Source organism: Klebsiella sp. 1SOBk5mer, assembly GCF_046603115.1.
Taxonomy (GTDB): Bacteria; Pseudomonadota; Gammaproteobacteria; order Enterobacterales; family Enterobacteriaceae; genus Klebsiella; species Klebsiella quasipneumoniae.
Genome location: NZ_JBKIUU010000004.1, coordinates 186954 through 208308 on the forward strand (window position 1 = coordinate 186954; position 21355 = coordinate 208308).

The following is a 21355-nucleotide window of genomic DNA, read 5'->3' on the forward strand; positions in this document are numbered from 1 at the left end:
CCATCTTGCGCAATAGTGTTGGCAGTGATGGTCACTTTGAGCGACAATCAGACGATCCGGGATGCAAATCCCGGGATAATAATAATGATGAAATTCCTCTTTGACGGGCCAATAGCAATATTGGCCATTTTTTTATGTCAGCATATCCGGCAGATTCCCTTCGCCATACAGATGCAGCGCGCCGACGGCGACCACGTAGCGGCCCGGCGGCAGGGCCAGCAGCGTCTCGCGCCAGGCGAGATTGCGCTGGTGCATCAGCACATCATATAAAGACTGGCTGAAGGTCGTCGGCAGCGATACCGCGCCGCGCGACGGCGGTTGCTCCAGCCACCAGCCGATCATGACCTGCAGTAAACGGGCGTTGGTGCGCCAGTGGGTAAGCGTATCCTCCAGCAGCGCCATTCCGCCATCGGGCAGGTCGCGCAGCAGCGCGATCTGGCTGTCGGCGCCTTCCAGCTCCATCACCGCTATGTTGCTCTCGCGGGCGGCCATCAGCAACTGATAATCGATACCGTAATCCGGCCGCAGCCCCAGCTTCTGCGCCTGGGTGGCCTGCAGAACCATCGCCACCTGCCACAGCGGCTGGCTGTCGAATAGCGCGACCGACAGGCCGAGTTCACCGGCTCGCGTCTGTAGCTCGCTCAGCTGCGCGTCGCTCAGGCGCTCCGCCAGCGGCGGATAAGCGGGGAGATGGCTAAACGGGGTTTCATTGCCGCTGATATCGGCCTCAACGATTAACGCATCGGCCTGGCGTATTTTTTTCAGCAGCTTCGCTGGCGGCGGCGCCATATCGCGGGTGCCCATATGGATGCTGCCGACGAGGTGCAGATAGCGTTCGCCGGGCAGGACGATATCCATCGCAGGCCAGGAATAAGACGAGCCGACGGCGGCTCGCCACAGCATTTTTATCCGGTTTAACAGGCCCATACGCGCTCCGAAGTGTGAGGCATTCATGCTAGCGCATATGGTGATACACGTCACCCTTCCGGCGGGCTTTTCTTGTCCCGGTAAAAAAGCGGGCGCCGACCCTGTCAGCGCCCGCTTTCCTCAACAACGCTTACGCTTTTGGTTTAAAGCGCAGCAGGCGGTTAGCGTTACTCACCACGGTAATCGACGACAGCGCCATCGCCGCGCCGGCGACCACCGGATTGAGCAACGTGCCGGTCAGCGGCCAGAGGATCCCGGCGGCAATCGGGATGCCCAGCGAGTTGTAGACAAAGGCCCCCAGCAGGTTCTGCTTCATATTGCGTAAGGTCGCCTTCGAAATCGCCAGCGCATCGGCCACGCCGTGAAGACTATGGCGCATCAGGGTGATCGCCGCCGTTTCAATGGCGACATCGCTGCCGCCGCCCATGGCGATCCCGACATCCGCCTGCGCCAGCGCCGGGGCGTCGTTAATCCCATCGCCCACCATCGCCACTTTGTGCCCCTGGCTCTGCAGACGCTTAATGGCGTCGGCTTTACCGTCCGGCAGCACGCCGGCAATCACTTCATCAATGCCGGCTTCTTTGGCGATAGCATTCGCGGTAGTGGGGTTATCCCCGGTGAGCATCACCAGGCGGTAGCCCTGACGATGCAGGCGCGCCAGAGCGTCGACGCTGTCTTCGCGTAGCGGGTCACGGATGGCGAACAGCGCGGCCGCCTGACCATCTACCGCCAGCAGCACCGGCGTAGCCCCGCGCGAGGCCTGCGCCATCATCTCGCTTTCTATATCGCCGGTGGCGATATGTTGCTCGTTGAGCAGCGCCTGGTTACCGAGCAGCAGGCGATGGCCTTCCGCTTCGCCGCTGACGCCCAGGCCGCGCAGAGTGCGGAAGCCGCTCACTTCCGGCAACGGGCTGTCTCCGGTTTTATCAAGGATCGCTCGCGCCAGTGGATGGCTTGAACCCTGCTCGAGCGCGGCGGCAAGACGCAGCGCGGTCATCTCATCAACGCCAGCGAAAGTTTTCACCGCCACCACCTGCGGCTTGCCTTCGGTCAGGGTGCCGGTTTTATCGAACACCAGGGTGTCGAGTTCACTGGCGCGCTGCAGAGCATCGGCGTCGCGCACCAGTACGCCGTACTCCGCCGCCCGGCCAACGCCGGAGATAATCGACATCGGCGTCGCCAGGCCTAAGGCGCATGGACAGGCGATAATCAGTACCGTGGTGGCGATCACCAGGGTATAGACGATCTGCGGCGCCGGGCCGAAAAAGTACCAGATCGCAGCGCTAATCAGCGCAATGGCGACCACCGCCGGGACAAACACCGCGGAGATTTTATCCGCCAGCTGGCCGATCTCCGGCTTGCTGCTCTGCGCCTGGCGCACCATGCGGATAATACGTGCCAGCGTGGTCTGGCTGCCGACGGCGCTGGCGGTGAACAGCACGCTGCCGTCCTGCACTACGGTGCCGGCGTGAATGGCGTCGCCATCGCCTTTTTGCTGCGGTACCGGTTCGCCGGTGAGCATCGCTTCATCAAACCAGGCTTCCCCCTGGCTTATCACGCCGTCGACCGGGACGCGGTCGCCGGTCGTCAGGCGCAGCGTCATGCCGGCCTGAACTTCAGCGAGCGGCAGATCTTTCTCGCCCTCGGGCGTAACGACCCGCGCCGAAGGCGGCGTCAGGTCGAGCAGTTTTTCCAGCGCTTTTGAGGAGCGCTGGCGGGCGCGGGCCTCCAGCATATGGCCGAGGTTAATCAGGCCGATAATCATTGCGCTGGCTTCGTAATACAGATGGCGGGCTTCCATCGGGAACCACTGTGGCCACAGGTTGACGCTCATCGAGTACAGCCAGGCGACGCCGGTACCGAGCGCCACCAGCGTATCCATGGTGGCGGTGCCGTTTTTCAGGCTTTTCCACGCGCTGCGGTAGAAGTGGCCGCCGGCGAAGACCATCACCGCCAGGGTGACGAGGCCGATGACCAGCCACAGCGAACGGTTGTCGTCGCTGACCATCATGTTATCGCCGATCATGCCCCAAACCATCACAGGCACGCCGACCAGCAGGGCGACAATCGCCTGCCAGCGAAAACGTTTCATGGTGGCGATGGCGGTTTCCTGCTGCCGTTCGCGGCGTTCCAGATCGTCCTCGATCGCCTCCGCGCCGTAGCCCGCTTTCTCCACCGCCTGCACTAATTCTGCGGCGGACGCACTGCCCATCACCAGCGCCGTGCGTTCCGCCAGGTTAACCCGCGCCTGTGAGACGCCCGGCACCGCGGCAAGCGCGTTCTGTACCCGGGAGACGCAGCTGGCGCAGCTCATGCCGTTGATCAGCAGCTGTTGACTGTCATCTTCGTCATGGGCTGCCGGAAGCTCAGGAGTGGCCGCTGTCAGTGCTTCCGACGGGATTGATGATTCTGCCAGCGGTTTAGCCTTTGGGTGGCTGAGCTCCGCGCCGTATCCGGCTTGTTTAACGGTTTCAATCAGCGCTTGTGCGCTGGCGCTGCCCGTCACATGGGCTTCAGTGAGGGTGACTTCCGCTTGCTCAACGTCAGGACGCTGCTCCAGACTCTCTTTCACGCGTTTAACGCAGTGGCCACAGGAGAGGCCATCCAGCGTCAGGTCGATAGTGTTAGACATAAATAACTCCTGAATAATTTTCCGGTCAACGATTGACCAGAACCACTCTTTCATCGAGTATTAAGAAGGTTAAACCTTCCAGCAAGGGGAAGGTCAAGGAGAAAAAATGAATATCAGCGATGTGGCGAAAAAAACCGGCTTAACCAGCAAAGCGATTCGTTTTTACGAAGAGAAGGGGCTGGTGACGCCGCCGTTGCGGAGCGAAAACGGCTACCGCACCTACGGTCAGCAGCATCTCGATGAGCTGACGCTGCTGCGCCAGGCGCGGCAGGTGGGGTTTAATCTGGAAGAGTGCCGCGAGCTGGTGGCGCTATTCAACGACCCGTCACGGCACAGCGCCGATGTGAAAAAACGCACGCTGGAGAAAGTGGCGGATATCGAGAACCATATCCGCGAGCTGCAAAATATGCGCGCGCACCTGCTGGCGCTGGCTGAATCCTGCCCCGGCGACGACAGCGCGGAGTGCCCGATTATCGATAATCTTTCCGGCTGTTGTCATCGCAAGGCGCAGGCTTAACGAACAACGGGTCTGATCCGCAGCGTAATCCCTTCCACGGCGACCACTTCGACCTTGCTGCCCGCGGCGAGGTCCTCGTCAGCCATCACCGGCCAGGAGCTGTCGCCCACGCGTACGTGGCCGCGGCCGTTTACCAGCGGGGTATCCAGCGTCAGACGGCGGCCAATCAGCTGTAGCCCGCGCTGGTTGAGTTGAGCATCGGCAGGACGCTGCAGTTTGACGCGCTTGCGCAGCCACTTCGACCACAGCCACGCCGCCAGCAGAGTGAGGACGGCAAACAGCGTGCCTTGCCATTCCCAGCTCAGCGGCAGGAGCCAGGTCAGGGCGCCGGTCACCACGCCGGCGACGCCGCTCCATAGCAGGTATCCGCTGCCGCCCAGCATCTCGGCCGCCAGCAGCAGCCCGCCGAGGCTAAGCCAGAACAGATGGGGGTGGGCGAGGATCAGGTCGATCATGATTTTTTCCGATCGCCAGCGCCTTCTTTGATCAGCTCGCTGATCCCGGCGATCGATCCCATCAGGCTGCTGGCGTCCAGCGGCATCAGCACCACTTTACTGTTGTTGGCGGCGCCAATCTGCTGCAGCGCATCGGTGTATTTCTGCGCCACGAAGTAGTTGATCGCCTGAATATCGCCTGAGGCGATCGCCGAGGAGACCATCTGGGTGGCGCGGGCTTCCGCTTCAGCGGAACGCTCGCGGGCCTCCGCCTGCAGGAACGCGGACTGCCGCTCGCCCTCCGCCTTGAGGATCTGCGACTGCTTTTCCCCTTCCGCTTTCAGTATTTCCGCCTGACGCACCCCTTCGGCCTCGAGAATATAAGCGCGCTTGGTTCGTTCGGCTTTCATCTGGGCGTTCATCGAGGCGATAAGTTCCGCCGGTGGGCGAACGTCGCGAATTTCGACGCGGGTGATTTTCACCCCCCACGGGTTGGTGGCGTCGTCAACGATATGCAGCAGGCGGGTGTTAATGCTGTCGCGCTGGGAGAGCATTTCGTCCAGCTCCATCGAGCCGAGCACGGTACGGATGTTGGTCATCGTCAGGTTGACGATCGCCTGCTCAAGATTGCTGACCTCGTAGGCGGCCTTCGGCGCGTCAACCACCTGAATAAAGCAAACGGCGTCGATAGTGACGTTGGCGTTATCCCGGGAGATCACCTCCTGTGACGGGATGTCGAGCACCTGCTCCATCATGTTCACTTTGCGGCCGATGCGGTCCATAAACGGCACGACTAAGCTTAATCCCGGCTGCAGCGTCTGGGTAAAACGCCCGAAGCGCTCCACCGTCCACTGGTAGCCCTGCGGGACGATTTTCACCGCCGCGGCCACAATGACCAGCGCGACGAAAATAAGGATAGGAATAAAAATCAGCATCAAAAACCTCCTGTCTTGTTGCCTGGTGGGGCGCTACAAGGAAATAGCGCATGTTTAAATTGAGTATATCTTTCTCCTCATCCTGGAGAAAGGAAAGTGGGGTAAACTAGCGGTGTTTCAGAAAATAATCAGGAAGACTCATGAAGGAAAATAACGCGCTTTTGCGTCTCGAGGATGTGGGATTTAAGACCGACGACGCAGTTATTTTACATAATATCAACCTTCAGCTCAGACCCGGGGAATTCAAGTTGATTACCGGGCCTTCCGGCTGCGGGAAAAGCACCTTGCTGAAAATTATCGCCTCGCTGCTCAGCCCGACCTCCGGACGTCTGTTTTTCGATGATGCCGATGTCGCGACGCTGTCGCCGGAAAGGTATCGCCAGCAGGTCTCTTATTGTGCGCAGACGCCGGCGCTGTTCGGGGATTCGGTTTACGATAACCTGATTTTTCCGTGGCAGATCCGTAATAAACAACCGGATCCGCAGGCGCTGGTGGCCGATCTGCAGCGCTTTGGTCTTGGCGAAAATATGCTGGAAAAATCGATTAACGAACTGTCGGGCGGTGAAAAGCAGCGCGTATCGCTGATTCGCAATTTACAATTTCTGCCGCGCGTGCTGCTGCTGGACGAAATTACCAGCGCGCTGGATGACAGTAATAAACAGAATGTGAATGACATTATTCATGGCTACGCGACGGAAAAACAGGTCGCTGTTCTATGGGTCACCCACGATCGCAATGAAATTTCGCATGCCGATGAAGTAATTACGCTGCAACCTGCCGGCGGAAACATGCAGGAGGCACAGCATGAACGGGCATAACATTACGAACGAATCGCTGGCGCTGTCGATGGTGCTGGTGCTGATCGCTATTCTGGTGAGCTATCGGGAAAAGCTGGCGCTGGAAAAAGATATTCTCTGGAGCATCTGCCGGGCGATCGTGCAGCTGATTATCGTCGGCTATGTGCTGAAATATATCTTTAACGTCAACCATGCGGTTCTGACGCTGTTGATGGTGCTGTTTATCTGCTTTAACGCGGCGTGGAATGCCAAAAAGCGCAGTAAATATATCGATAAGGCGTTTGTCTCGTCATTTATCGCCATCACCACCGGCGCTGGGCTGACGCTGGCGGTGCTGGTGTTCTCCGGCTCGATAGCCTTCGTGCCGATGCAGGTGATCCCGATTGCCGGGATGGTGGCCGGGAACGCCATGGTGGCGGTGGGGCTGTGCTACAACAATATGGGCCAGCGCTTCAGCAGCGAGCAGCAGCAGATTCAGGAGAAGCTCAGCCTCGGCGCGACGCCGAAGATGGCCTCGGCGCGGCTGATCCGCGACAGCATCCGCGCGTCATTGATTCCCACCGTCGATTCAGCGAAAACGGTCGGCCTGGTGAGTTTGCCAGGGATGATGTCGGGACTAATTTTTGCCGGTATTGACCCGGTGAAGGCGATTAAGTACCAGATCATGGTAACTTTTATGCTGCTGTCGACCGCCAGCCTGTCGACGATTATCGCCGGCTATCTGACCTACCGGAAGTTCTTCAACGCCCGCCATCAGCTGGTGGTGACGCAGCTGAAAAAACGCCCGTGAACGATCCCGGGTTGCGGCGTTCACGCCTCACCCGGGTTGCTAAGGCTACGTTGCGCATCGTTTGCATAGCCCGGATAAGCGCAGCGCTATCCGGGGCAGGCAACGAATTAGTACAGCAGCGAATAGAGCTGACGGCGGTATTTGGCGGCCAGCGCATCGCCGGTACCGAGGGCGGCGAGGATCTCCTGCAGCATCTTGCGCGCCTGGCCGTCGCCGGCGCCTAAATCCTTCTGCAGATGGCTGAACAGCAGCGCCAGCGCTTCTTCGTTACGCCCGACCTGATGCAGCTGTAGCGCCAGCTGGGAGGCCAGCAGCGCATCCTCCGGATTCTGTTCCACCTGCTGCTGCAGCTGCTGGATTTCCGGCGTGTCGGCGGCCTGTTTGAGCAGCTCAATCTGCGCCACCAGACCCTGATAGTGGGTATCCTGATCCTGCAGCGGGATGGTTTTCAGCACGCTTTCCGCTTCATCGGAACGGTGCAGGGCAATCAGCGTTTCCGCCAGCAGCAGGCCAATCTGGCTCTCCTGATTCGACAGCTGCCAGGCTTCCTTCAGCAGCGGCAGGGCATCGGCGTATTTTTCTTCCTGCATCAGGGCCAGCGCCTGCTGAGCTTTCAGCTCCTCTTCGCGGGGCAGGACTTTATCCAGCAGGGCGCGGATCGCTTCTTCCGGCTGCGGGCCTTCAAAACCGTCCACCGGCTGGCCGTTCTGGAACAGATAAACCGTAGGGATGGCGCGCAGACCAAACTGTGAAGCGAGCATCTGCTCAGCGTCGCAATCGACCTTCGCCAGCGTAAACTGGCCATTGTATTGCGCGGCCAGACGCTCAAGAACCGGGGTCAGCTGTTCGCAGTGCTGGCTGCGGGCAGACCAGAAGTAAAACAGCACCGGGACGTTCATAGACTGCTGTAGCGTCTGCTGCAGGTTCGCTTCGCTAATGTTGACAATATTCTGTTCGGACATGGGCATTTCTCGTTAGTCGATTTCTGTTTTACATGGGGGCGGCATTCCGCGCTTCAACTCAGCCGTGGATAATTTTGTCCATCGCGCGGGCTGGCAGCAGGCGTTTGAGCAGCGCCACCGCGTGGGTGACCAGGGTGACCGGGTAGCGCAGCTTCGGCTTATCGCTGGTAAAAGCGTGGCGCACTTTTTCCACCACCGCCTCCGGCCCGAGGGTAAAACGGGCGGCGATGCCCGGGTTTTCAACGGGCTTGTCGCTTTGCGTCTGGTTGACGTTATCGGTAAAGCGGGTGCGGATCGGGCCCGGTTCAATCAGGCTGACCTGAATACCGCTGTGGCGCAGCTCCATGCGCAGCGCATCGGACCATGCCTCAAGGGCATATTTGCTGGCGGCGTAGGCCCCACGGCCGGGGCTGGCGATAAGCCCCATCACCGAGGAGGTCATCACGATGCGCCCTTCGCCGTGCGGGGTCATCGCCGGCAGCAGCAGCATGGTGAGCTGATGGGCGCCAAAAAAGTTGGCGGAAAACTGCTGTTCCATCTGCTGGCGGCTGATGGTGTTCAGCGGGCCATAGACGCCGTATCCGGCGTTATTGAACAAGCCGTAGAGACGATTATCGGTCAGCGCAATCACCTCCGCCGCCGCGCGCTCCACGCTCTGCGGGTCGTCCAGATCGAGCAAAATACCGGTTAGCCCCAGCTCCTGCATCCGCGCCACATCCTCCGCTTTGCGGCAGGCCGCCAGCACGCGAAAGCCCTCGCGGGTTAAATCCAGCGCGCTTTCCAGACCAATTCCGCTGGAACAGCCTGTCACTAAAACCGTTTTTTGCATAACTTTACCTGTCAGCGACCCCTGGCGTTCAGGAGTCATGATTAACTAAGGGAGCCAGCCGGTTCGCCATCCAGTCGGCGATAAACGGCTGCGCGTCGCGATTCGGGTGAATGCCGTCGTCCTGCATCCACTGGGGTTTCAGATACACCTCCTCCATAAAAAAGGGCAGGAGAGGAATAGCGAACTCTTTGGCCAGGGCCGGGTAAATCGCGCCGAAGGCTTCATTATAGCGGCGGCCATAGTTCGCCGGCAGGTGAATTTGCATCAGCAGCGGTTCGGCGTTGGCCGCTTTGATCGTCTGAATGATGGTGCGCAGCGTCTGCTCGGTCTGCTGCGGCGGAAAGCCGCGCAGCCCGTCGTTGCCGCCGAGCTCAACCAGCACCCAGCGCGGCTGATGCTGCTTAAGCAGCGCTGGCAGACGGGCCAGTCCCTGCTGGGAGGTATCGCCGCTGATGCTGGCGTTCACCACCGGCGTTTTCGCCTGCCACTTCTCATTGAGCAGCGCAGGCCACGCGGCGTTGGCCGCCATCCGATAGCCAGCGCTCAGGCTGTCGCCGAGGATCAGCAGTGTGTCCGCCGCCATCGCGCGGCAGGTAAACAGGAACAAAAACAGGAAAGGCACATGCCAGCGGAAAACATACTTGAAGTTCATCATCTTAAGAAGTCCGTCGGTCAGGGGGAGCATCAGCTCACCATCCTTACCGGAGTTGAGCTGGTTGTCAAACCGCGGCAGACCATCGCCCTGATCGGCGAGTCGGGCTCCGGTAAATCGACCCTGTTGGCGATCCTCGCCGGCCTGGACGATGGCAGCAGCGGGGAAGTATCGATGCTGGGCAAACCGCTGCATCGAATGGATGAGGAGGCGCGGGCGGCGCTGCGGGCGCAGCACGTCGGTTTTGTATTTCAGTCGTTTATGCTGATCCCAACGCTCAACGCCCTGGAGAACGTCGAGCTGCCGGCGCTGCTGCGCGGCGCCAGCGATAGCCAGAGCCGGGGCGATGCCCGGGCGCTGCTTGAGCAGCTGGGGCTTGGCAAACGCCTGCACCACCTGCCGGCGCAGCTCTCCGGCGGCGAACAGCAGCGGGTGGCGCTGGCCCGGGCCTTCAATGGGCGTCCGGCCATTCTGTTCGCCGATGAGCCCACCGGCAACCTCGATCGCCAGACCGGGGACAAAATTGCCGATCTGCTGTTCTCGCTTAATCGCGAACACGGCACCACCCTGATCCTCGTCACTCACGATCCGCTGCTGGCGGCGCGCTGCGACCGCCGTCTGCGCCTGGTGGATGGCCAGCTGTGGGAGGAAGCATGATCGCCCGCTGGTTCTGGCGCGAATGGCGCTCGCCGTCGCTGCTGATCGTCTGGCTGGCGTTAAGCCTCGCCGTGGCCTGCGTGCTGGCTCTGGGGTCGATAAGCGATCGAATGGAGAAAGGCCTCAGCCAGCAAAGCCGTGAGTTTATGGCGGGCGACCGGACGCTGCGCAGTTCGCGCGAGGTGCCCGCTGAGTGGATCGCGCAAGCGCGGAAGTCAGGGCTGAGCGTCGGCGAACAGCTGAGCTTCGCCACCATGACCTTTGCGGGCGATACGCCGCAGCTGGCGGACGTCAAGGCAGTGGATGACCGCTATCCGCTGTATGGCACTCTCGAGACGCAGCCGCCGGGGCTGAAGCCCCGGGCGGGCAGCGTCCTGCTGGCGCCAAGGCTGATGGCGCTGCTGAACTTGAAAACCGGCGATACGATTGACGTTGGCGACGCCACGCTGCGCATTGCCGGGGAAGTGATTCAGGAGCCGGATGCGGGGTTTAACCCCTTCCAGATGGCGCCGCGGCTGATGATGAATATGGCCGACGTGGCAAAGACCGGCGCCGTGCAGCCCGGCAGTCGCGTCGCATGGCGATATAAGTTCGCCGGCGACGCTGAACAGCTGGCCCGTTATGAGCAGTGGCTGCTGCCGAAACTCGGCCCGGAGCATCGCTGGATTGGTCTTGAACAGGACGACAGCGCACTGGGCAAATCCCTCGAACGCTCGCAGCAATTCCTGTTGTTATCCGCGCTGTTGACGCTGCTGCTGGCCGTCGCGGCGGTGGCCGTGGCGATGGGCCACTACTGCCGCAGCCGCTACGATCTGGTCGCCATACTCAAGACGCTGGGCGCCGGACGGGCGCAGCTGCGCAAGCTGATTGTCGGTCAGTGGCTGCTGCTGCTGGCGCTGTCGGTGTTAACCGGCGGGGTGGCGGGGCTGGCGCTGGAGCGCCTGCTGCTGCTGGTGCTCAAACCGGTTCTGCCCGCCGCGCTCCCGCCGGCCAGCGGCTGGCCGTGGCTGTGGGCGGTGGGCGCGACCGGCGTGATTTCCCTGCTGGTGGGCCTGCGGCCGTATCGGCTGCTGCTGGCGACCCTGCCGCTGCGAGTGCTGCGCCAGGACGTGGTGGCCAGCGTCTGGCCGCTGAAGATCTGGATCCCGACGGTCAGCGCCGTGGTGGTGGGCCTGCTGGCGTGGCTGATGGGCGGCAGTCCGCTGCTGTGGTCAGTGCTGGCCGGGGCGGTGGTGCTGGCGCTGCTGTGCGGCCTGGTGGGCTGGGGGTTGCTATGGCTGCTCAAACGCCTGACGCTCAGAGCCTTGCCGCTGCGTCTGGCGGTGAATCGCCTGCTGCGCCAGCCGTGGTCGACCCTCAGCCAGCTGGCGGCGTTTTCCCTGTCGTTTATGCTGCTGGCGCTCCTGCTGGTGCTGCGCGGCGATCTGCTCGACCGCTGGCAGCAGCAGCTGCCCCCGGAGAGCCCGAACTACTTCCTGATCAATATCGCCCCTGAGCAGATAATGCCGGTGAAGACCTTCCTCGCCGAACATCAGACGCGGGCGGCGGAATTCTATCCGATCGTCCGGGCTCGTCTGACGCAGATCAACGGCGAGTCCACGGACGGGAATAAAGACGAAGCGCTGAATCGCGAGCTTAATCTCACCTGGAGCGAACAGCGTCCGGATCATAATCCGCTGGTGGCCGGCAGCTGGCCGCCGAAGCAGGGCGAGGTATCGATTGAGGAGGGGCTGGCGCAGCGATTGGGAGTGACAATCGGCGATACGGTGATCTTTACCGGCGATATGCAGGAGTTCAGCGCGAAGGTGAGCAGCGTGCGCAAAGTCGACTGGGAGAGCCTGCGGCCAAACTTCTTCTTTATTTTCCCCACCGGGGCGCTGGACGGGCAGCCGCAGAGCTGGCTCACCAGCTTCCGCTGGGATAACGGTCCTGCGATGTTGACCCAGCTGAACCGCGAGTTTCCCACCGTCAGTCTGCTGGATATTGGCGCTATCCTGCGTCAGGTCGGCCAGGTGCTCTCCCAGGTCAGCCGGGCGCTGGAGGTGATGGTGGGCCTGGTGACGGCCTGCGGCGTGCTGCTGTTGCTGGCGCAGGTGCAGGTCGGTATGCGTCAGCGTCATCAGGAGCTGGTGGTCTGGCGCACGCTGGGGGCAGGGAAATCGCTGCTGCGCGCCACGCTGTGGGCGGAGTTTGCCCTGTTGGGGCTGGTCTCCGGCCTGGTGGCGGCGATAGGCGCTGAAGTGGCGCTGGCGATGCTGCAGACCAAAGTCTTTGATTTTCCCTGGGCGCCGGACTGGCGGCTGTGGGTGATGCTGCCGCTGACGGGAGCAGTGTTGTTATCCCTGTGCGGCGGCGGGCTGGGGCTGCGTTTATTAAAAGGGAAAGCGCTATTCCGTCAGTTTAGCCAGTAAGAATATTACATGTTGATGATGCGCCGCCGTTTTTGGCGGCGCTTTTATTTTAAGCGCACAAATTGATAAACCATTGATTTTTAAGCGCACGAAACATTAAAAACCCAGCAACACGCTGTGCTGATTCGCGGTTAATATTCAACTGGAAAATATAAGGTTGCTTATTAATCAAGGAAAAACTATGGCACACACAATAAAAACGCTGGCGATCTCGATCGGCGCAGCATTAGCGTTAACGTCATTGGCTGCCCACGCGGAGATCACCCTGCTAAAACAGGATCCGCAGGCGGGGGATCCGTTAAGCCGGCTTAACTTTACCGTCGGCGGAAGTATCCGCCCGCAGTTCAATATGATGACCGGCGACGGGGATAAAGGCTCCTATAAGCGCAACGGTTTCGACGGCGGCACCCGCTTTCGTTTCGCCGCGGACTACTATCTGTTCGATGATATTAGCTGGATCAGCTACTACGAGCTGGGGGTGAATATTCCGGCGCTGTTCGACTGGGATAATCACTACGCGGAAGGGGCAAACAATACCACCCGCCGCATGCTGTATACCGGCCTGAAAAGCGATACCTGGGGGACGTTAACCTACGGTCAGCAAAACAGTATTTACTATGATGTGGTCGGGGTGAAAACCGATATCTGGGACTACGATATGATTGCCCAGGCGCCGGGCAACGGTATTAACGGCGATTACGATGGTTCTTATCGTTCCCGTAATATGCTGAAATATAAGAAAACCGTTGGCGATGTCGATCTTTACGGCTCCTATCTGTTCGAAGACAGCGAATACCTGCCGGGTAATGGTCTGCGCTATAAACGTAAAGGCGGCGGTTCTGTTGGCGCGGACTACCACATCATGAAGGATCTGACCTGGGGGACCGCGTGGAACTACACCCGCGCCGAAATGCGCAACCCGTCAAGTTCCGACAGCAAAACCTATGACCAGAACATCGTCGGTACCGCGCTGAGCTGGACCCCGGATAACTGGACTTTCTCCTTCGGCGGCGGCTGGTATCAGAACTTCCTCACTACCAAAAAAACCGATGTCCATAATTACTTCGCCGGCGACGCCTGGGGGATTGAATATTTTGCGGGCTATAAATTCCCGATCAATCAATATGCCGTTAAATCTATTCAGCCGTACTTTATGGGCGACCGTCTGGAATATGTGAACGGCCGTAACTACCAGCGTATTGATAACGGTCTGGGGATCAGCTTCCAGCTGGATTATGGTTTCCGCGTTGACTACGAGCACGTGTTTACCTCCAGCACCGACAACCTGGGCGATATGAACCTGGTGCGTCTGCGTTACGACTTCTAAGCGGTAACCATTCCCCGGTGACGCTGCGCTTACCGGGGCTACAGGTTCACCGCCGTCTGCGGACCCGTAGCCCGGCTAAGGCGTTTACGCCGCAAGCCGGGACAAGAGAGGGTGAGATTACTCCGCCAGCCAGGCGGCGACCTCCTGCCAGTTGCCGCGAAAAATAATCTTCCCGGCTTTTTTCCCCAACTGATAGCGATACATCGGGTCGTAGTATTCTTCCAGCAGGGGGACCAGCCAGCTGAAGTGCGCTTCGGTGTCGGCGGTTCTCTGCTGTTCAAGCAGCGCTTCATCAAGCCTGGCAGTGAGCTGAGCAAAACGCTGCAGTCCCAGGCGACGACGGATGGCGAACAGGCCGTGATGTAGATACTCGCCATATGCCTGCCAGCCTTTCTCTTCGCCATAGGCGGCGATAAAGTCGCGATACATGCGATCGAAATACTCCTCGCGCAGCCGTTCGAGGCGAACGTCAAACGGATCTTCCACCACCGCCAGCGGCGATTGCGCCATGCGGATGCGCAGGCACTCCGGCAGATGGTTGGCGCCGATCATGTGGCCTTCATCTTCCAGCACCCAGCGCGTCTGCTGTTCGGCTTTTTTGAGCAGGCTAACCGCCAGATGGTTTTCAAAGGTGGCCTGCGGATGCTGCGGCTGTAGCGTGCGGCCAAACGAAGAGCCGCGGTGGTGGGCATGGCCTTCCAGATCGATACCGTCCGGGCGCGAGCAGACCAGCTGGGTTTTGCCGTTGCCGGTGCAGCCGCCAATCAGCACGATCGGTCGCTGTACCAGCGCGTCGGTGGCCTGGATCGCCGCCTGGCGCAGCGCTTTATAGCCGCCGACGATCAGGGGGTAATCCACACCAGCTTCTTTCAGCCACTGCTGGACGATATGCGAGCGCTGGCCGCCGCGAGCGCAGCACAGGAAACCGTGCGGGTAACGGGCGCACGCTTCCAGCCAGGCCTGGATCCGGCTGGCGCGCAGGTCGCCCTGGACCAGCTTATGGCCGAGCGCCAGCGCCGCTTCCGGCCCCTGGCGCTTGTAGCAGGTGCCGACCGCGGCGCGTTCTTCATCATTCATCAGCGGCAGGTTGATCGCCGCCGGCATCGCGCTTTGGCTAAACTCCACCGGGGCGCGCACGTCAATCAGTGGCGTATCGCTGGCAAGGATCTGCAGAATATTTTTTGGTACTGATTCCATCATTTAAACCGTTAGGCAATCCAGACGCGTCGCTCGACGCGATAATTCTCCTATTGTACGCGGTGAGCGCCTGTGAGGATTGATTTTTCACGGTGTATTGCTGAATAGCGTCAGGAATCCCTCAATTTCCGGTGCAGAATGGCTGAACAATGAAGCGATGTCCTGCACCGCTTTACCATGATGATCTTTACGCCAGGCGAGACTCAATGGCGAAGGAGGGCGCATGGTCGGAATGTGTCGGGCGATTAGCTTGCCCTGAGCGATAAGCGGCAGGCACAGCGGTTCTGGTAAAAAGCCGATGCCGACGCCGGCGAGATGGGCGGCAACTTTGGTTTCGATATCGGGAACCACTATCTCTTTTTGCCCGGGCAGACGCCAGGCGACGCGCTTCGTCAGCCTTCGGGCGCTGTCCTCAATATTCACTGCCGGATAGCGCCGCAATTGAGCCTCTGATAGCGGGTCGGTTTGCTGGCTTAGCGGGTGATGTGGCGACATCACGAACAGCCAGGTCACCTCACCCAGTGGGTAAACCGCCATATTTTCCGCTAACGGTTCGGTGCCGGTCACGCCGATGGCCAGCGAAAAGTCGTCATGCAGTAGCGTATCCCAGACGCCCATATAGATTTGTCGTGAAAAATGAAATTGCGTAAAAGGGTAGCGCTGGGTGAGCCAGGCCAGCAGCCGGGCAATGGCCTGCGGGTCGTACATCAGGTTATTCACCACAATATTGACCTGACGCTCTACCCCGTCATTTATCTGCTGAAGCTCGCCGGGCATACTATCAATCCACCCCAGCCACTCTCTGGCTTGCGCCAGCAGGTGCATCCCGGCCGGCGTTAGCAATACGCTGCGCGTTGTACGGGAAAAGAGTGCGACACCGGTGTTGTCCTCCAGTAATTTGATGCGATAGCTGATGGTGGCGGTTGTTTTATAAAGTTTTTCCGCTGCTCTTGAGAAGCTGCCGGTCTCAGCGACGCTGACAAAGGTGCGTAATGTTTCGGGATCGAGCATCGCCACATTCCTCGTTATTTAATAATTCACCCATGATTTTTAAGTATTTTTTCACAATAACCTTTTCAATAATGTGGGTTAAATCAGATTTTGGAAAATTATTCCAACTTATAGTGTTGCCATGCTTAGATGGCTGTGGATTGCGCAGCTTCTCTACCCCCTTCGACGTTGGGAAGGGGAACGGTTTTTAATGAATAAGGAACTGGTCATGAAGCTTGAAGTATTGCCCCTGACGCGAGATGCATTCCGCCCGTATGGGGATGTTATCGAAACGGAAGGACAGGATTTTTTTCACATCAATGATGGCAAAGTACAGCGTTTTCACGATCTGGCGATGGTGGAGACATTACAGCAGGATCGTACGCTCATCAGCATTAATCGTGCGCAACCCGCCGTGCTGCCGATTATTGTCACCGAACTGGAGCGCCATCCGCTGGGTACCCAGGCATTTGTGCCGATGCGGGGGGAGACTTTTGTCGTGGTGGTTGCGGCAGGAGGCGATGAGCCGGACATGACCACGCTGCGCGCGTTTATCTCCAATGGCCGCCAGGGGGTAAATTATCATCGCAATGTCTGGCACCATCCGCTGTTTGCCTGGCAGAGCGAAACCGATTTTTTAACCGTCGATCGCGGTGGAAAAGATAACTGCGATGTCGTGGAGATCCCGACCGTGGAGCTGAGCTTTGCGTGAGGTTGCACGTGACGCTGTCGATTATCTTGCATAACATGTGGGCGCTTACACACTATTTATGCTCAGGTTTTGAGCCGGAGATAATCGAGGTATGACAGAAGTGAGAAGGCGTGGAAGGCCTGGCCAGCAGGAGCCTTCCGCGCAAAAAGGCGCACAGGCGCTGGAGAGAGGGATCGCGATATTGCAATACCTTGAGAAGAGCGGCGGCAGCTCGTCGGTTAGCGATATTTCCCTGAATCTGGACTTACCGTTATCGACCACCTTTCGCCTGCTAAAAGTGCTGGAAGGCGCGGATTTTGTCTATCAGGACGCGCAGCTAGGCTGGTGGCACATCGGGCTTGGCGCATTCAATATCGGCTCGGCGTACATCCATAACCGGGATGTTTTATCCGTCGGCGGACCTTTTATGCGGCGGCTGATGCTGATGTCGGGGGAGACAGTCAACGTGGCGATTCGCAACGGCAACGAAGCGGTGCTGATTGGCCAGCAGGAGTGCAAGTCGATGGTGCGAATGTGCGCGCCGCTCGGCAGTCGACTCCCGCTGCATGCTTCAGGCGCGGGGAAAGCGCTGTTGTATCCGCTGTCTGCGGAAGAGCTGGTGGATGTGATTGTGAAGACTGGCCTGCAGCGGTTTACGCCGACGACGATTGTGGATTTACCGGTCCTGCAGCGAAATCTGGATGAGGCGCGAGCCTGCGGCTACAGCATTGACCAGGAGGAGCATGTTACAGGATTAAACTGTATTGCTTCAGCGGTTTACGATGATGTGGGCTCCGTGGTAGCGGCCATTTCGATTTCCGGACCTGCGTCCAGGTTAACCCCGGACCGTTTTGTCAGTCAGGGCGAGCTGGTAAGGGAGACGGCAAGGAATATCAGTACCGCGCTGGGCCTTAAACCCCAGGCCGACTGATCGCCGATCCAACCCGCTCACTTGAGCGGGACTTTTTTGGTTATGTTTAAATTTGGAAAAATTTTCCAATATAGTGAGGTAGTAAAAAATGGCAAAAATGAGAGCCGTTGACGCGGCAATGTATGTTCTCGAAAAAGAAGGGGTTAACACTGCATTTGGCGTGCCTGGCGCGGCAATTAACCCATTCTATTCTGCGATGCGTAAGCACGGCGGGATCCGTCATATTCTTGCCCGCCATGTTGAAGGCGCGTCTCATATGGCTGAAGGCTATACTCGTGCGACCGCCGGTAATATCGGGGTTTGTCTGGGGACCTCCGGTCCGGCCGGTACGGATATGATCACCGCGCTGTATTCTGCCTCCGCGGACTCGATTCCCATTCTGTGCATCACCGGCCAGGCACCGCGTGCGCGCCTGCATAAAGAGGATTTTCAGGCGGTGGATATTGAATCCATTGCTAAACCGGTCACCAAGATGGCGGTGACTGTGCGTGAGGCGGCGCTGGTTCCGGGCGTGCTACAGCAGGCTTTCCATCTGATGCGATCCGGCAGGCCGGGACCAGTGCTCATCGATCTGCCTTATGATGTCCAGGTGGCAGAAATCGAATTCGATCCTGAGCTTTACTCGCCGCTTCCGGCTTATAAACCGGTCGCCACGCGTCCGCAAATCGAAAAGGCACTGACGCTGTTAGCTCAGGCTGAACGCCCGGTGATTGTTGCCGGTGGCGGGGTGATTAACGCCGATGCCGCTGCGCTGCTGCAACAATTTGCGGAAATCACCCATGTCCCGGTGATCCCAACCCTGATGGGCTGGGGCTGTATCCCGGATGACCACGAACTGATGGCCGGAATGGTCGGCTTACAAACCGCGCATCGCTACGGTAACGCCACGCTGTTGGCCTCAGATCTGGTATTCGGGATTGGCAACCGCTTTGCGAATCGTCATACCGGCTCGGTTGAGAAGTACACCGCAGGCCGCAAAATTATTCATATCGACATTGAACCGACGCAAATTGGCCGTGTGCTGTGCCCGGATTTAGGCATTGTCTCCGATGCCAAAGCGGCGTTAATTCAGCTGGTAGAGATTGCGCAGCAGATGCAAAAAGAAGGGCGCCTGCCGCGCCGCGAGAGCTGGGTTAGCGAGTGCCAGGCGCGCAAGCGTACGCTGCTGCGTAAAACCCACTTTGATAACGTGCCGGTTAAACCGCAGCGCGTCTATGAAGAGATGAACAAAGCGTTTGGCCGGGACGTATGCTATGTCACCACCATCGGCCTGTCGCAAATCGCCGCCGCCCAGATGCTGCACGTGTTCAAAGACCGCCACTGGATCAACTGCGGCCAGGCGGGACCGCTGGGCTGGACGCTTCCCGCTGCGCTGGGCGTTTGCGCTGCCGATCCTGAGCGCAACGTGGTCGCGATTTCCGGTGATTTTGACTTCCAGTTTCTGATTGAAGAGCTGGCGGTAGGCGCCCAGTTCAATATTCCGTATATCCATGTTCTGGTAAACAACGCCTATCTCGGCTTGATCCGTCAGTCGCAACGCGCCTTTGACATGGATTACTGCGTTCAGCTGGCGTTTGAAAATATTAACTCTAGCGAAGTAAACGGCTACGGCGTCGATCATGTGAAGGTCGCGGAGGGACTCGGTTGTAAAGCGATTCGCGTCTTCAAGCCTGAGGATATTGCCCCCGCGTTTGAGCAGGCCAAAGCCTGGATGAAAGCCTATCGCGTGCCGGTTGTTGTGGAAGTGATCCTTGAGCGGGTCACCAATATCTCCATGGGTAGCGAGCTGGATAACGTGATGGAATTTGAAGATGTTGCCGATAGCGCCATCGATGCGCCAACCGAAATCTGCTTTATGAAATATGAATAAATGAGGTGAACCTATGTTGCGCTTTTCTGCTAATCTTTCCATGTTATTTCAGGAATATGATTTTCTGGAGCGCTTTGAGAAAGCGGCGGCCTGTGGTTTTCGTGCTGTTGAATTTATGTTTCCGTATGACTATGCGCCCGAGGTATTAAAGCAAAAGCTGAGAGACAACCAGCTGGAGCATACTTTACATAATTTACCCGCTGGCGACTGGGCGGCAGGGGAACGCGGCATCGCCTGTATTCCAGGCCGCGAAGCGGAGTTTCGCGAAGGTGTCGATGCCGCAATCCGCTACGCCAAAGCGCTGGGCAATTGTAAAATTAACTGCCTGGTCGGCAAAACTCCGGTGGGCTATCGCGAAGAACATATTCGCTCAACGCTGGTGGCGAATTTACGTTTTGCCGCCGCCGCGCTGGCCCAGGAAGGTATTCTGCTGCTAATTGAGCCGATCAATTACTTCGATATGCCGGGCTTTTATCTGAATACCACGCATCAGGCGTTAGCGCTGATTGATGAAGTGGGTAATGATAATCTGAAAATCCAGTACGATATTTACCATATGCAGCGAATGGAGGGGGAATTAACCCATACGATGCAAACTTACGCTAATCGTATTGGCCATTTACAGATCGCGGACAATCCGAATCGAGGTGAGCCCGGGACCGGTGAAATTAATTATGAATATCTTTTTAATTTCATCGATAAATCAAACTATGACGGTTGGGTAGGTTGTGAATATAAACCATTGACCACCACCGAAGCGGGACTAACATGGTTTAATCGTTACCGCTAATTTTTAATTTATCGTTGGGCAGTATTTATTATTCCAGACGCAGGGGTTTTATTTCCTGACAACAGGAAGGGATAACTATTGCCCGGGTAAATCGAAACAGAAATTCTGAGAGGAAACTTATGAAACTGGGATTTATTGGTCTGGGTATTATGGGCACCCCGATGGCGCTCCGACTTGCCAGGGCAGGCCACGCACTGCACGTTACTACCATTGGGCCTGTTGCTGACGAATTGCTCAAGCACGGGGCACAACATCTGGCCTGCGCAGAACAGGTGGCGGAGCAGTCAGACATTATTTTTATCATGGTACCCGATACCCCGCAGGTTGCCGAAGTGCTGTTTGGCGAACATGGTTGTGCTAAAGCGGCGCTGAAGGGCAAAATTATCGTGGATATGAGCTCTATCTCGCCGATAGAAACGAAACGTTTTGCGCAGCAGGTGCGGGATCTCGGCGCCGATTACCTTGATGCGCCGGTCTCGGGCGGTGAAATTGGCGCACGTGAAGGCACGCTCTCCATTATGGTTGGCGGCGATGAAAACATCTTTGCCCGCGTGAAACCGCTGTTTGATATTTTGGGTAAAAATATCACCCTCGTCGGCGGGAACGGCGACGGTCAGACATGTAAAGTCGCCAATCAAATTATCGTCGCGCTGAATATTGAAGCGGTGTCCGAAGCGCTGGTTTTTGCCTCTAAAGCTGGGGCGGACCCTGCTCGCGTTCGTCAGGCTTTGATGGGCGGTTTCGCTTCCTCTCGTATTCTGGAAGTGCACGGTGAAAGAATGCTCAACCGTACCTTTAATCCAGGCTTTAAAATTTCTCTGCACCAGAAGGATCTCAATCTGGCTCTGCAGAGCGCTAAAGCCCTGGCGCTTAATCTGCCGAATACTGCTACCTGTCAGGAACTGTTTAATACTTGTGCCGCCAATGGAGGTAGCGAGTTAGATCATTCGTCTCTGATTCAGGCTCTGGAATTAATGGCAAATCATCAAATAGCGTAATAAGCGTAAAGCTGCCGA

Annotated in this window: 21 protein-coding genes; 11 read left to right on the forward strand and 10 right to left on the reverse strand. The window is 58.2% G+C overall.

The window, feature by feature from the left end; genetic code table 11:
• Nucleotides 1-132 precede the first annotated feature (132 nt).
• Together ACLH1U_RS11915 and copA are read right to left on the reverse strand one after the other, a co-directional pair.
• Nucleotides 133-927 carry a TraB/GumN family protein gene (locus tag ACLH1U_RS11915; RefSeq protein WP_023288658.1) on the reverse strand — a complete coding sequence of 265 codons (795 nt, stop codon included), beginning with the start codon at nucleotides 925-927 and terminating at the stop codon, nucleotides 133-135.
• Nucleotides 928-1057: 130 nt separating this feature from the next.
• The gene (gene copA / locus ACLH1U_RS11920; protein ID WP_032454213.1) at nucleotides 1058-3559 is read right to left on the reverse strand and encodes a copper-exporting P-type ATPase CopA; all 2502 of its coding nucleotides are present in this window, start codon (nucleotides 3557-3559) and stop codon (nucleotides 1058-1060) included.
• A 106-nt stretch (nucleotides 3560-3665) separates the two neighbouring features.
• Between copA and cueR the strand changes: the two genes are divergently transcribed.
• Nucleotides 3666-4076, forward strand: a complete 411-nt coding sequence (gene cueR / locus ACLH1U_RS11925) for a Cu(I)-responsive transcriptional regulator (protein ID WP_004204725.1) — start codon at nucleotides 3666-3668, stop codon at nucleotides 4074-4076.
• Here cueR and ACLH1U_RS11930 read toward each other — a convergent pair.
• Nucleotides 4073-4531, reverse strand: coding sequence for an NfeD family protein (locus ACLH1U_RS11930; RefSeq protein ID WP_032454207.1), 459 nt, complete (start codon nucleotides 4529-4531; stop codon nucleotides 4073-4075). The two genes, cueR and ACLH1U_RS11930, sit on opposite strands and share 4 nt — an antisense overlap.
• Nucleotides 4528-5445 (reverse strand): SPFH domain-containing protein, encoded by a 918-nt coding sequence (locus ACLH1U_RS11935; protein WP_004204723.1) that lies wholly within the window; start codon nucleotides 5443-5445, stop codon nucleotides 4528-4530. Before ACLH1U_RS11935 ends, ACLH1U_RS11930 begins: the two co-directional genes overlap by 4 nt.
• Nucleotides 5446-5585: 140 nt before the next feature.
• Between ACLH1U_RS11935 and fetA the strand changes: the two genes are divergently transcribed.
• Both fetA and fetB read left to right on the forward strand, forming a co-directional pair.
• Entirely contained in the window at nucleotides 5586-6263 is a 678-nt protein-coding gene (gene fetA / locus ACLH1U_RS11940) for an iron efflux ABC transporter ATP-binding subunit FetA (protein WP_023288661.1), read from the forward strand.
• Nucleotides 6250-7032 carry an iron efflux ABC transporter permease subunit FetB gene (gene fetB / locus ACLH1U_RS11945; protein ID WP_004204721.1) on the forward strand — a complete coding sequence of 261 codons (783 nt, stop codon included), beginning with the start codon at nucleotides 6250-6252 and terminating at the stop codon, nucleotides 7030-7032. Before fetA ends, fetB begins: the two co-directional genes overlap by 14 nt.
• Before the next feature lie 107 nt (nucleotides 7033-7139).
• Here fetB and ACLH1U_RS11950 read toward each other — a convergent pair whose 3' ends face one another.
• The 3 genes from ACLH1U_RS11950 to tesA are packed head-to-tail and all read right to left on the reverse strand — an operon-like array spanning nucleotide 7140 to nucleotide 9475.
• Nucleotides 7140-7994 (reverse strand): co-chaperone YbbN, encoded by an 855-nt coding sequence (locus ACLH1U_RS11950; RefSeq protein ID WP_023288662.1) that lies wholly within the window; start codon nucleotides 7992-7994, stop codon nucleotides 7140-7142.
• Between the two features lie 58 nt (nucleotides 7995-8052).
• Nucleotides 8053-8862, reverse strand: coding sequence for an SDR family oxidoreductase (locus tag ACLH1U_RS11955; RefSeq protein ID WP_072096484.1), 810 nt, complete (start codon nucleotides 8860-8862; stop codon nucleotides 8053-8055).
• Nucleotides 8852-9475, reverse strand: a complete 624-nt coding sequence (gene tesA, locus ACLH1U_RS11960; protein WP_050533146.1) for a multifunctional acyl-CoA thioesterase I/protease I/lysophospholipase L1 — start codon at nucleotides 9473-9475, stop codon at nucleotides 8852-8854. The genes ACLH1U_RS11955 and tesA overlap by 11 nt, the downstream gene beginning before the upstream one ends.
• On the opposite strand from tesA, the gene ybbA reads away from it, so the two are divergent.
• On the forward strand, nucleotides 9446-10132 hold the full coding sequence (gene ybbA, locus ACLH1U_RS11965) for a putative ABC transporter ATP-binding protein YbbA (RefSeq protein ID WP_411299258.1): 687 nt from the start codon (nucleotides 9446-9448) through the stop codon (nucleotides 10130-10132). The genes tesA and ybbA overlap by 30 nt on opposite strands.
• Nucleotides 10129-12543 (forward strand): putative ABC transporter permease subunit YbbP, encoded by a 2415-nt coding sequence (gene ybbP / locus ACLH1U_RS11970; RefSeq protein ID WP_411299259.1) that lies wholly within the window; start codon nucleotides 10129-10131, stop codon nucleotides 12541-12543. Before ybbA ends, ybbP begins: the two co-directional genes overlap by 4 nt.
• Here the strand turns inward: ybbP and ACLH1U_RS11975 are convergent.
• Entirely contained in the window at nucleotides 12520-12633 is a 114-nt protein-coding gene (locus ACLH1U_RS11975; protein ID WP_032428640.1) for a hypothetical protein, read from the reverse strand. The genes ybbP and ACLH1U_RS11975 overlap by 24 nt on opposite strands.
• Before the next feature lie 91 nt (nucleotides 12634-12724).
• Here ACLH1U_RS11975 and ACLH1U_RS11980 point away from each other — a divergent pair, with 91 nt between their 5' ends.
• Nucleotides 12725-13870, forward strand: a complete 1146-nt coding sequence (locus tag ACLH1U_RS11980; RefSeq protein WP_236947551.1) for a porin — start codon at nucleotides 12725-12727, stop codon at nucleotides 13868-13870.
• A 117-nt stretch (nucleotides 13871-13987) separates the two neighbouring features.
• Here the strand turns inward: ACLH1U_RS11980 and mnmH are convergent, their stop codons facing one another.
• Both mnmH and allS read right to left on the reverse strand, forming a co-directional pair.
• On the reverse strand, nucleotides 13988-15067 hold the full coding sequence (gene mnmH, locus ACLH1U_RS11985; RefSeq protein WP_072420896.1) for a tRNA 2-selenouridine(34) synthase MnmH: 1080 nt from the start codon (nucleotides 15065-15067) through the stop codon (nucleotides 13988-13990).
• A gap of 87 nt (nucleotides 15068-15154) precedes the next feature.
• Nucleotides 15155-16078, reverse strand: a complete 924-nt coding sequence (gene allS, locus ACLH1U_RS11990) for an HTH-type transcriptional activator AllS (protein WP_048334211.1) — start codon at nucleotides 16076-16078, stop codon at nucleotides 15155-15157.
• Between the two features lie 208 nt (nucleotides 16079-16286).
• On the opposite strand from allS, the gene allA reads away from it, so the two are divergent.
• From allA to glxR, 5 genes are all read left to right on the forward strand, one after another.
• Nucleotides 16287-16769, forward strand: a complete 483-nt coding sequence (gene allA, locus ACLH1U_RS11995) for an ureidoglycolate lyase (protein ID WP_048334213.1) — start codon at nucleotides 16287-16289, stop codon at nucleotides 16767-16769.
• 91 nt (nucleotides 16770-16860) lie between these two features.
• Complete coding sequence (allR, locus tag ACLH1U_RS12000) at nucleotides 16861-17679, forward strand: HTH-type transcriptional repressor AllR (protein ID WP_048334214.1); 819 nt, start codon at nucleotides 16861-16863, stop codon at nucleotides 17677-17679.
• An 88-nt stretch (nucleotides 17680-17767) separates the two neighbouring features.
• Nucleotides 17768-19549, forward strand: coding sequence for a glyoxylate carboligase (gene gcl, locus ACLH1U_RS12005; RefSeq protein ID WP_263083560.1), 1782 nt, complete (start codon nucleotides 17768-17770; stop codon nucleotides 19547-19549).
• Nucleotides 19550-19562: 13 nt separating this feature from the next.
• Nucleotides 19563-20339 (forward strand): hydroxypyruvate isomerase, encoded by a 777-nt coding sequence (gene hyi, locus ACLH1U_RS12010; protein WP_050533065.1) that lies wholly within the window; start codon nucleotides 19563-19565, stop codon nucleotides 20337-20339.
• Between the two features lie 119 nt (nucleotides 20340-20458).
• Nucleotides 20459-21337, forward strand: coding sequence for a 2-hydroxy-3-oxopropionate reductase (gene glxR, locus ACLH1U_RS12015; protein ID WP_048334220.1), 879 nt, complete (start codon nucleotides 20459-20461; stop codon nucleotides 21335-21337).
• Nucleotides 21338-21355: the final 18 nt, after the last annotated feature.

Excerpts from the sequence above, each read along its gene's own strand:
- ACLH1U_RS11915 (WP_023288658.1), bottom strand. The coding sequence starts at position 927 with ATGGGCCTGTTAAACCGGATAAAAATGCTGTGGCGAGCCGCCGTCGGC.
- copA (WP_032454213.1), bottom strand. The coding sequence starts at position 3,559 with ATGTCTAACACTATCGACCTGACGCTGGATGGCCTCTCCTGTGGCCAC.
- cueR (WP_004204725.1), top strand. The coding sequence starts at position 3,666 with ATGAATATCAGCGATGTGGCGAAAAAAACCGGCTTAACCAGCAAAGCG.
- ACLH1U_RS11930 (WP_032454207.1), bottom strand. The coding sequence starts at position 4,531 with ATGATCGACCTGATCCTCGCCCACCCCCATCTGTTCTGGCTTAGCCTC.
- ACLH1U_RS11935 (WP_004204723.1), bottom strand. The coding sequence starts at position 5,445 with ATGCTGATTTTTATTCCTATCCTTATTTTCGTCGCGCTGGTCATTGTG.
- fetA (WP_023288661.1), top strand. The coding sequence starts at position 5,586 with ATGAAGGAAAATAACGCGCTTTTGCGTCTCGAGGATGTGGGATTTAAG.
- fetB (WP_004204721.1), top strand. The coding sequence starts at position 6,250 with ATGAACGGGCATAACATTACGAACGAATCGCTGGCGCTGTCGATGGTG.
- ACLH1U_RS11950 (WP_023288662.1), bottom strand. The coding sequence starts at position 7,994 with ATGTCCGAACAGAATATTGTCAACATTAGCGAAGCGAACCTGCAGCAG.
- ACLH1U_RS11955 (WP_072096484.1), bottom strand. The coding sequence starts at position 8,862 with ATGACTCCTGAACGCCAGGGGTCGCTGACAGGTAAAGTTATGCAAAAA.
- ybbA (WP_411299258.1), top strand. The coding sequence starts at position 9,446 with ATGCCAGCGGAAAACATACTTGAAGTTCATCATCTTAAGAAGTCCGTC.
- tesA (WP_050533146.1), bottom strand. The coding sequence starts at position 9,475 with ATGAACTTCAAGTATGTTTTCCGCTGGCATGTGCCTTTCCTGTTTTTG.
- ybbP (WP_411299259.1), top strand. The coding sequence starts at position 10,129 with ATGATCGCCCGCTGGTTCTGGCGCGAATGGCGCTCGCCGTCGCTGCTG.
- ACLH1U_RS11980 (WP_236947551.1), top strand. The coding sequence starts at position 12,725 with ATGGCACACACAATAAAAACGCTGGCGATCTCGATCGGCGCAGCATTA.
- mnmH (WP_072420896.1), bottom strand. The coding sequence starts at position 15,067 with ATGGAATCAGTACCAAAAAATATTCTGCAGATCCTTGCCAGCGATACG.
- allS (WP_048334211.1), bottom strand. The coding sequence starts at position 16,078 with ATGCTCGATCCCGAAACATTACGCACCTTTGTCAGCGTCGCTGAGACC.
- allA (WP_048334213.1), top strand. The coding sequence starts at position 16,287 with ATGAAGCTTGAAGTATTGCCCCTGACGCGAGATGCATTCCGCCCGTAT.
- allR (WP_048334214.1), top strand. The coding sequence starts at position 16,861 with ATGACAGAAGTGAGAAGGCGTGGAAGGCCTGGCCAGCAGGAGCCTTCC.
- gcl (WP_263083560.1), top strand. The coding sequence starts at position 17,768 with ATGGCAAAAATGAGAGCCGTTGACGCGGCAATGTATGTTCTCGAAAAA.
- hyi (WP_050533065.1), top strand. The coding sequence starts at position 19,563 with ATGTTGCGCTTTTCTGCTAATCTTTCCATGTTATTTCAGGAATATGAT.
- glxR (WP_048334220.1), top strand. The coding sequence starts at position 20,459 with ATGAAACTGGGATTTATTGGTCTGGGTATTATGGGCACCCCGATGGCG.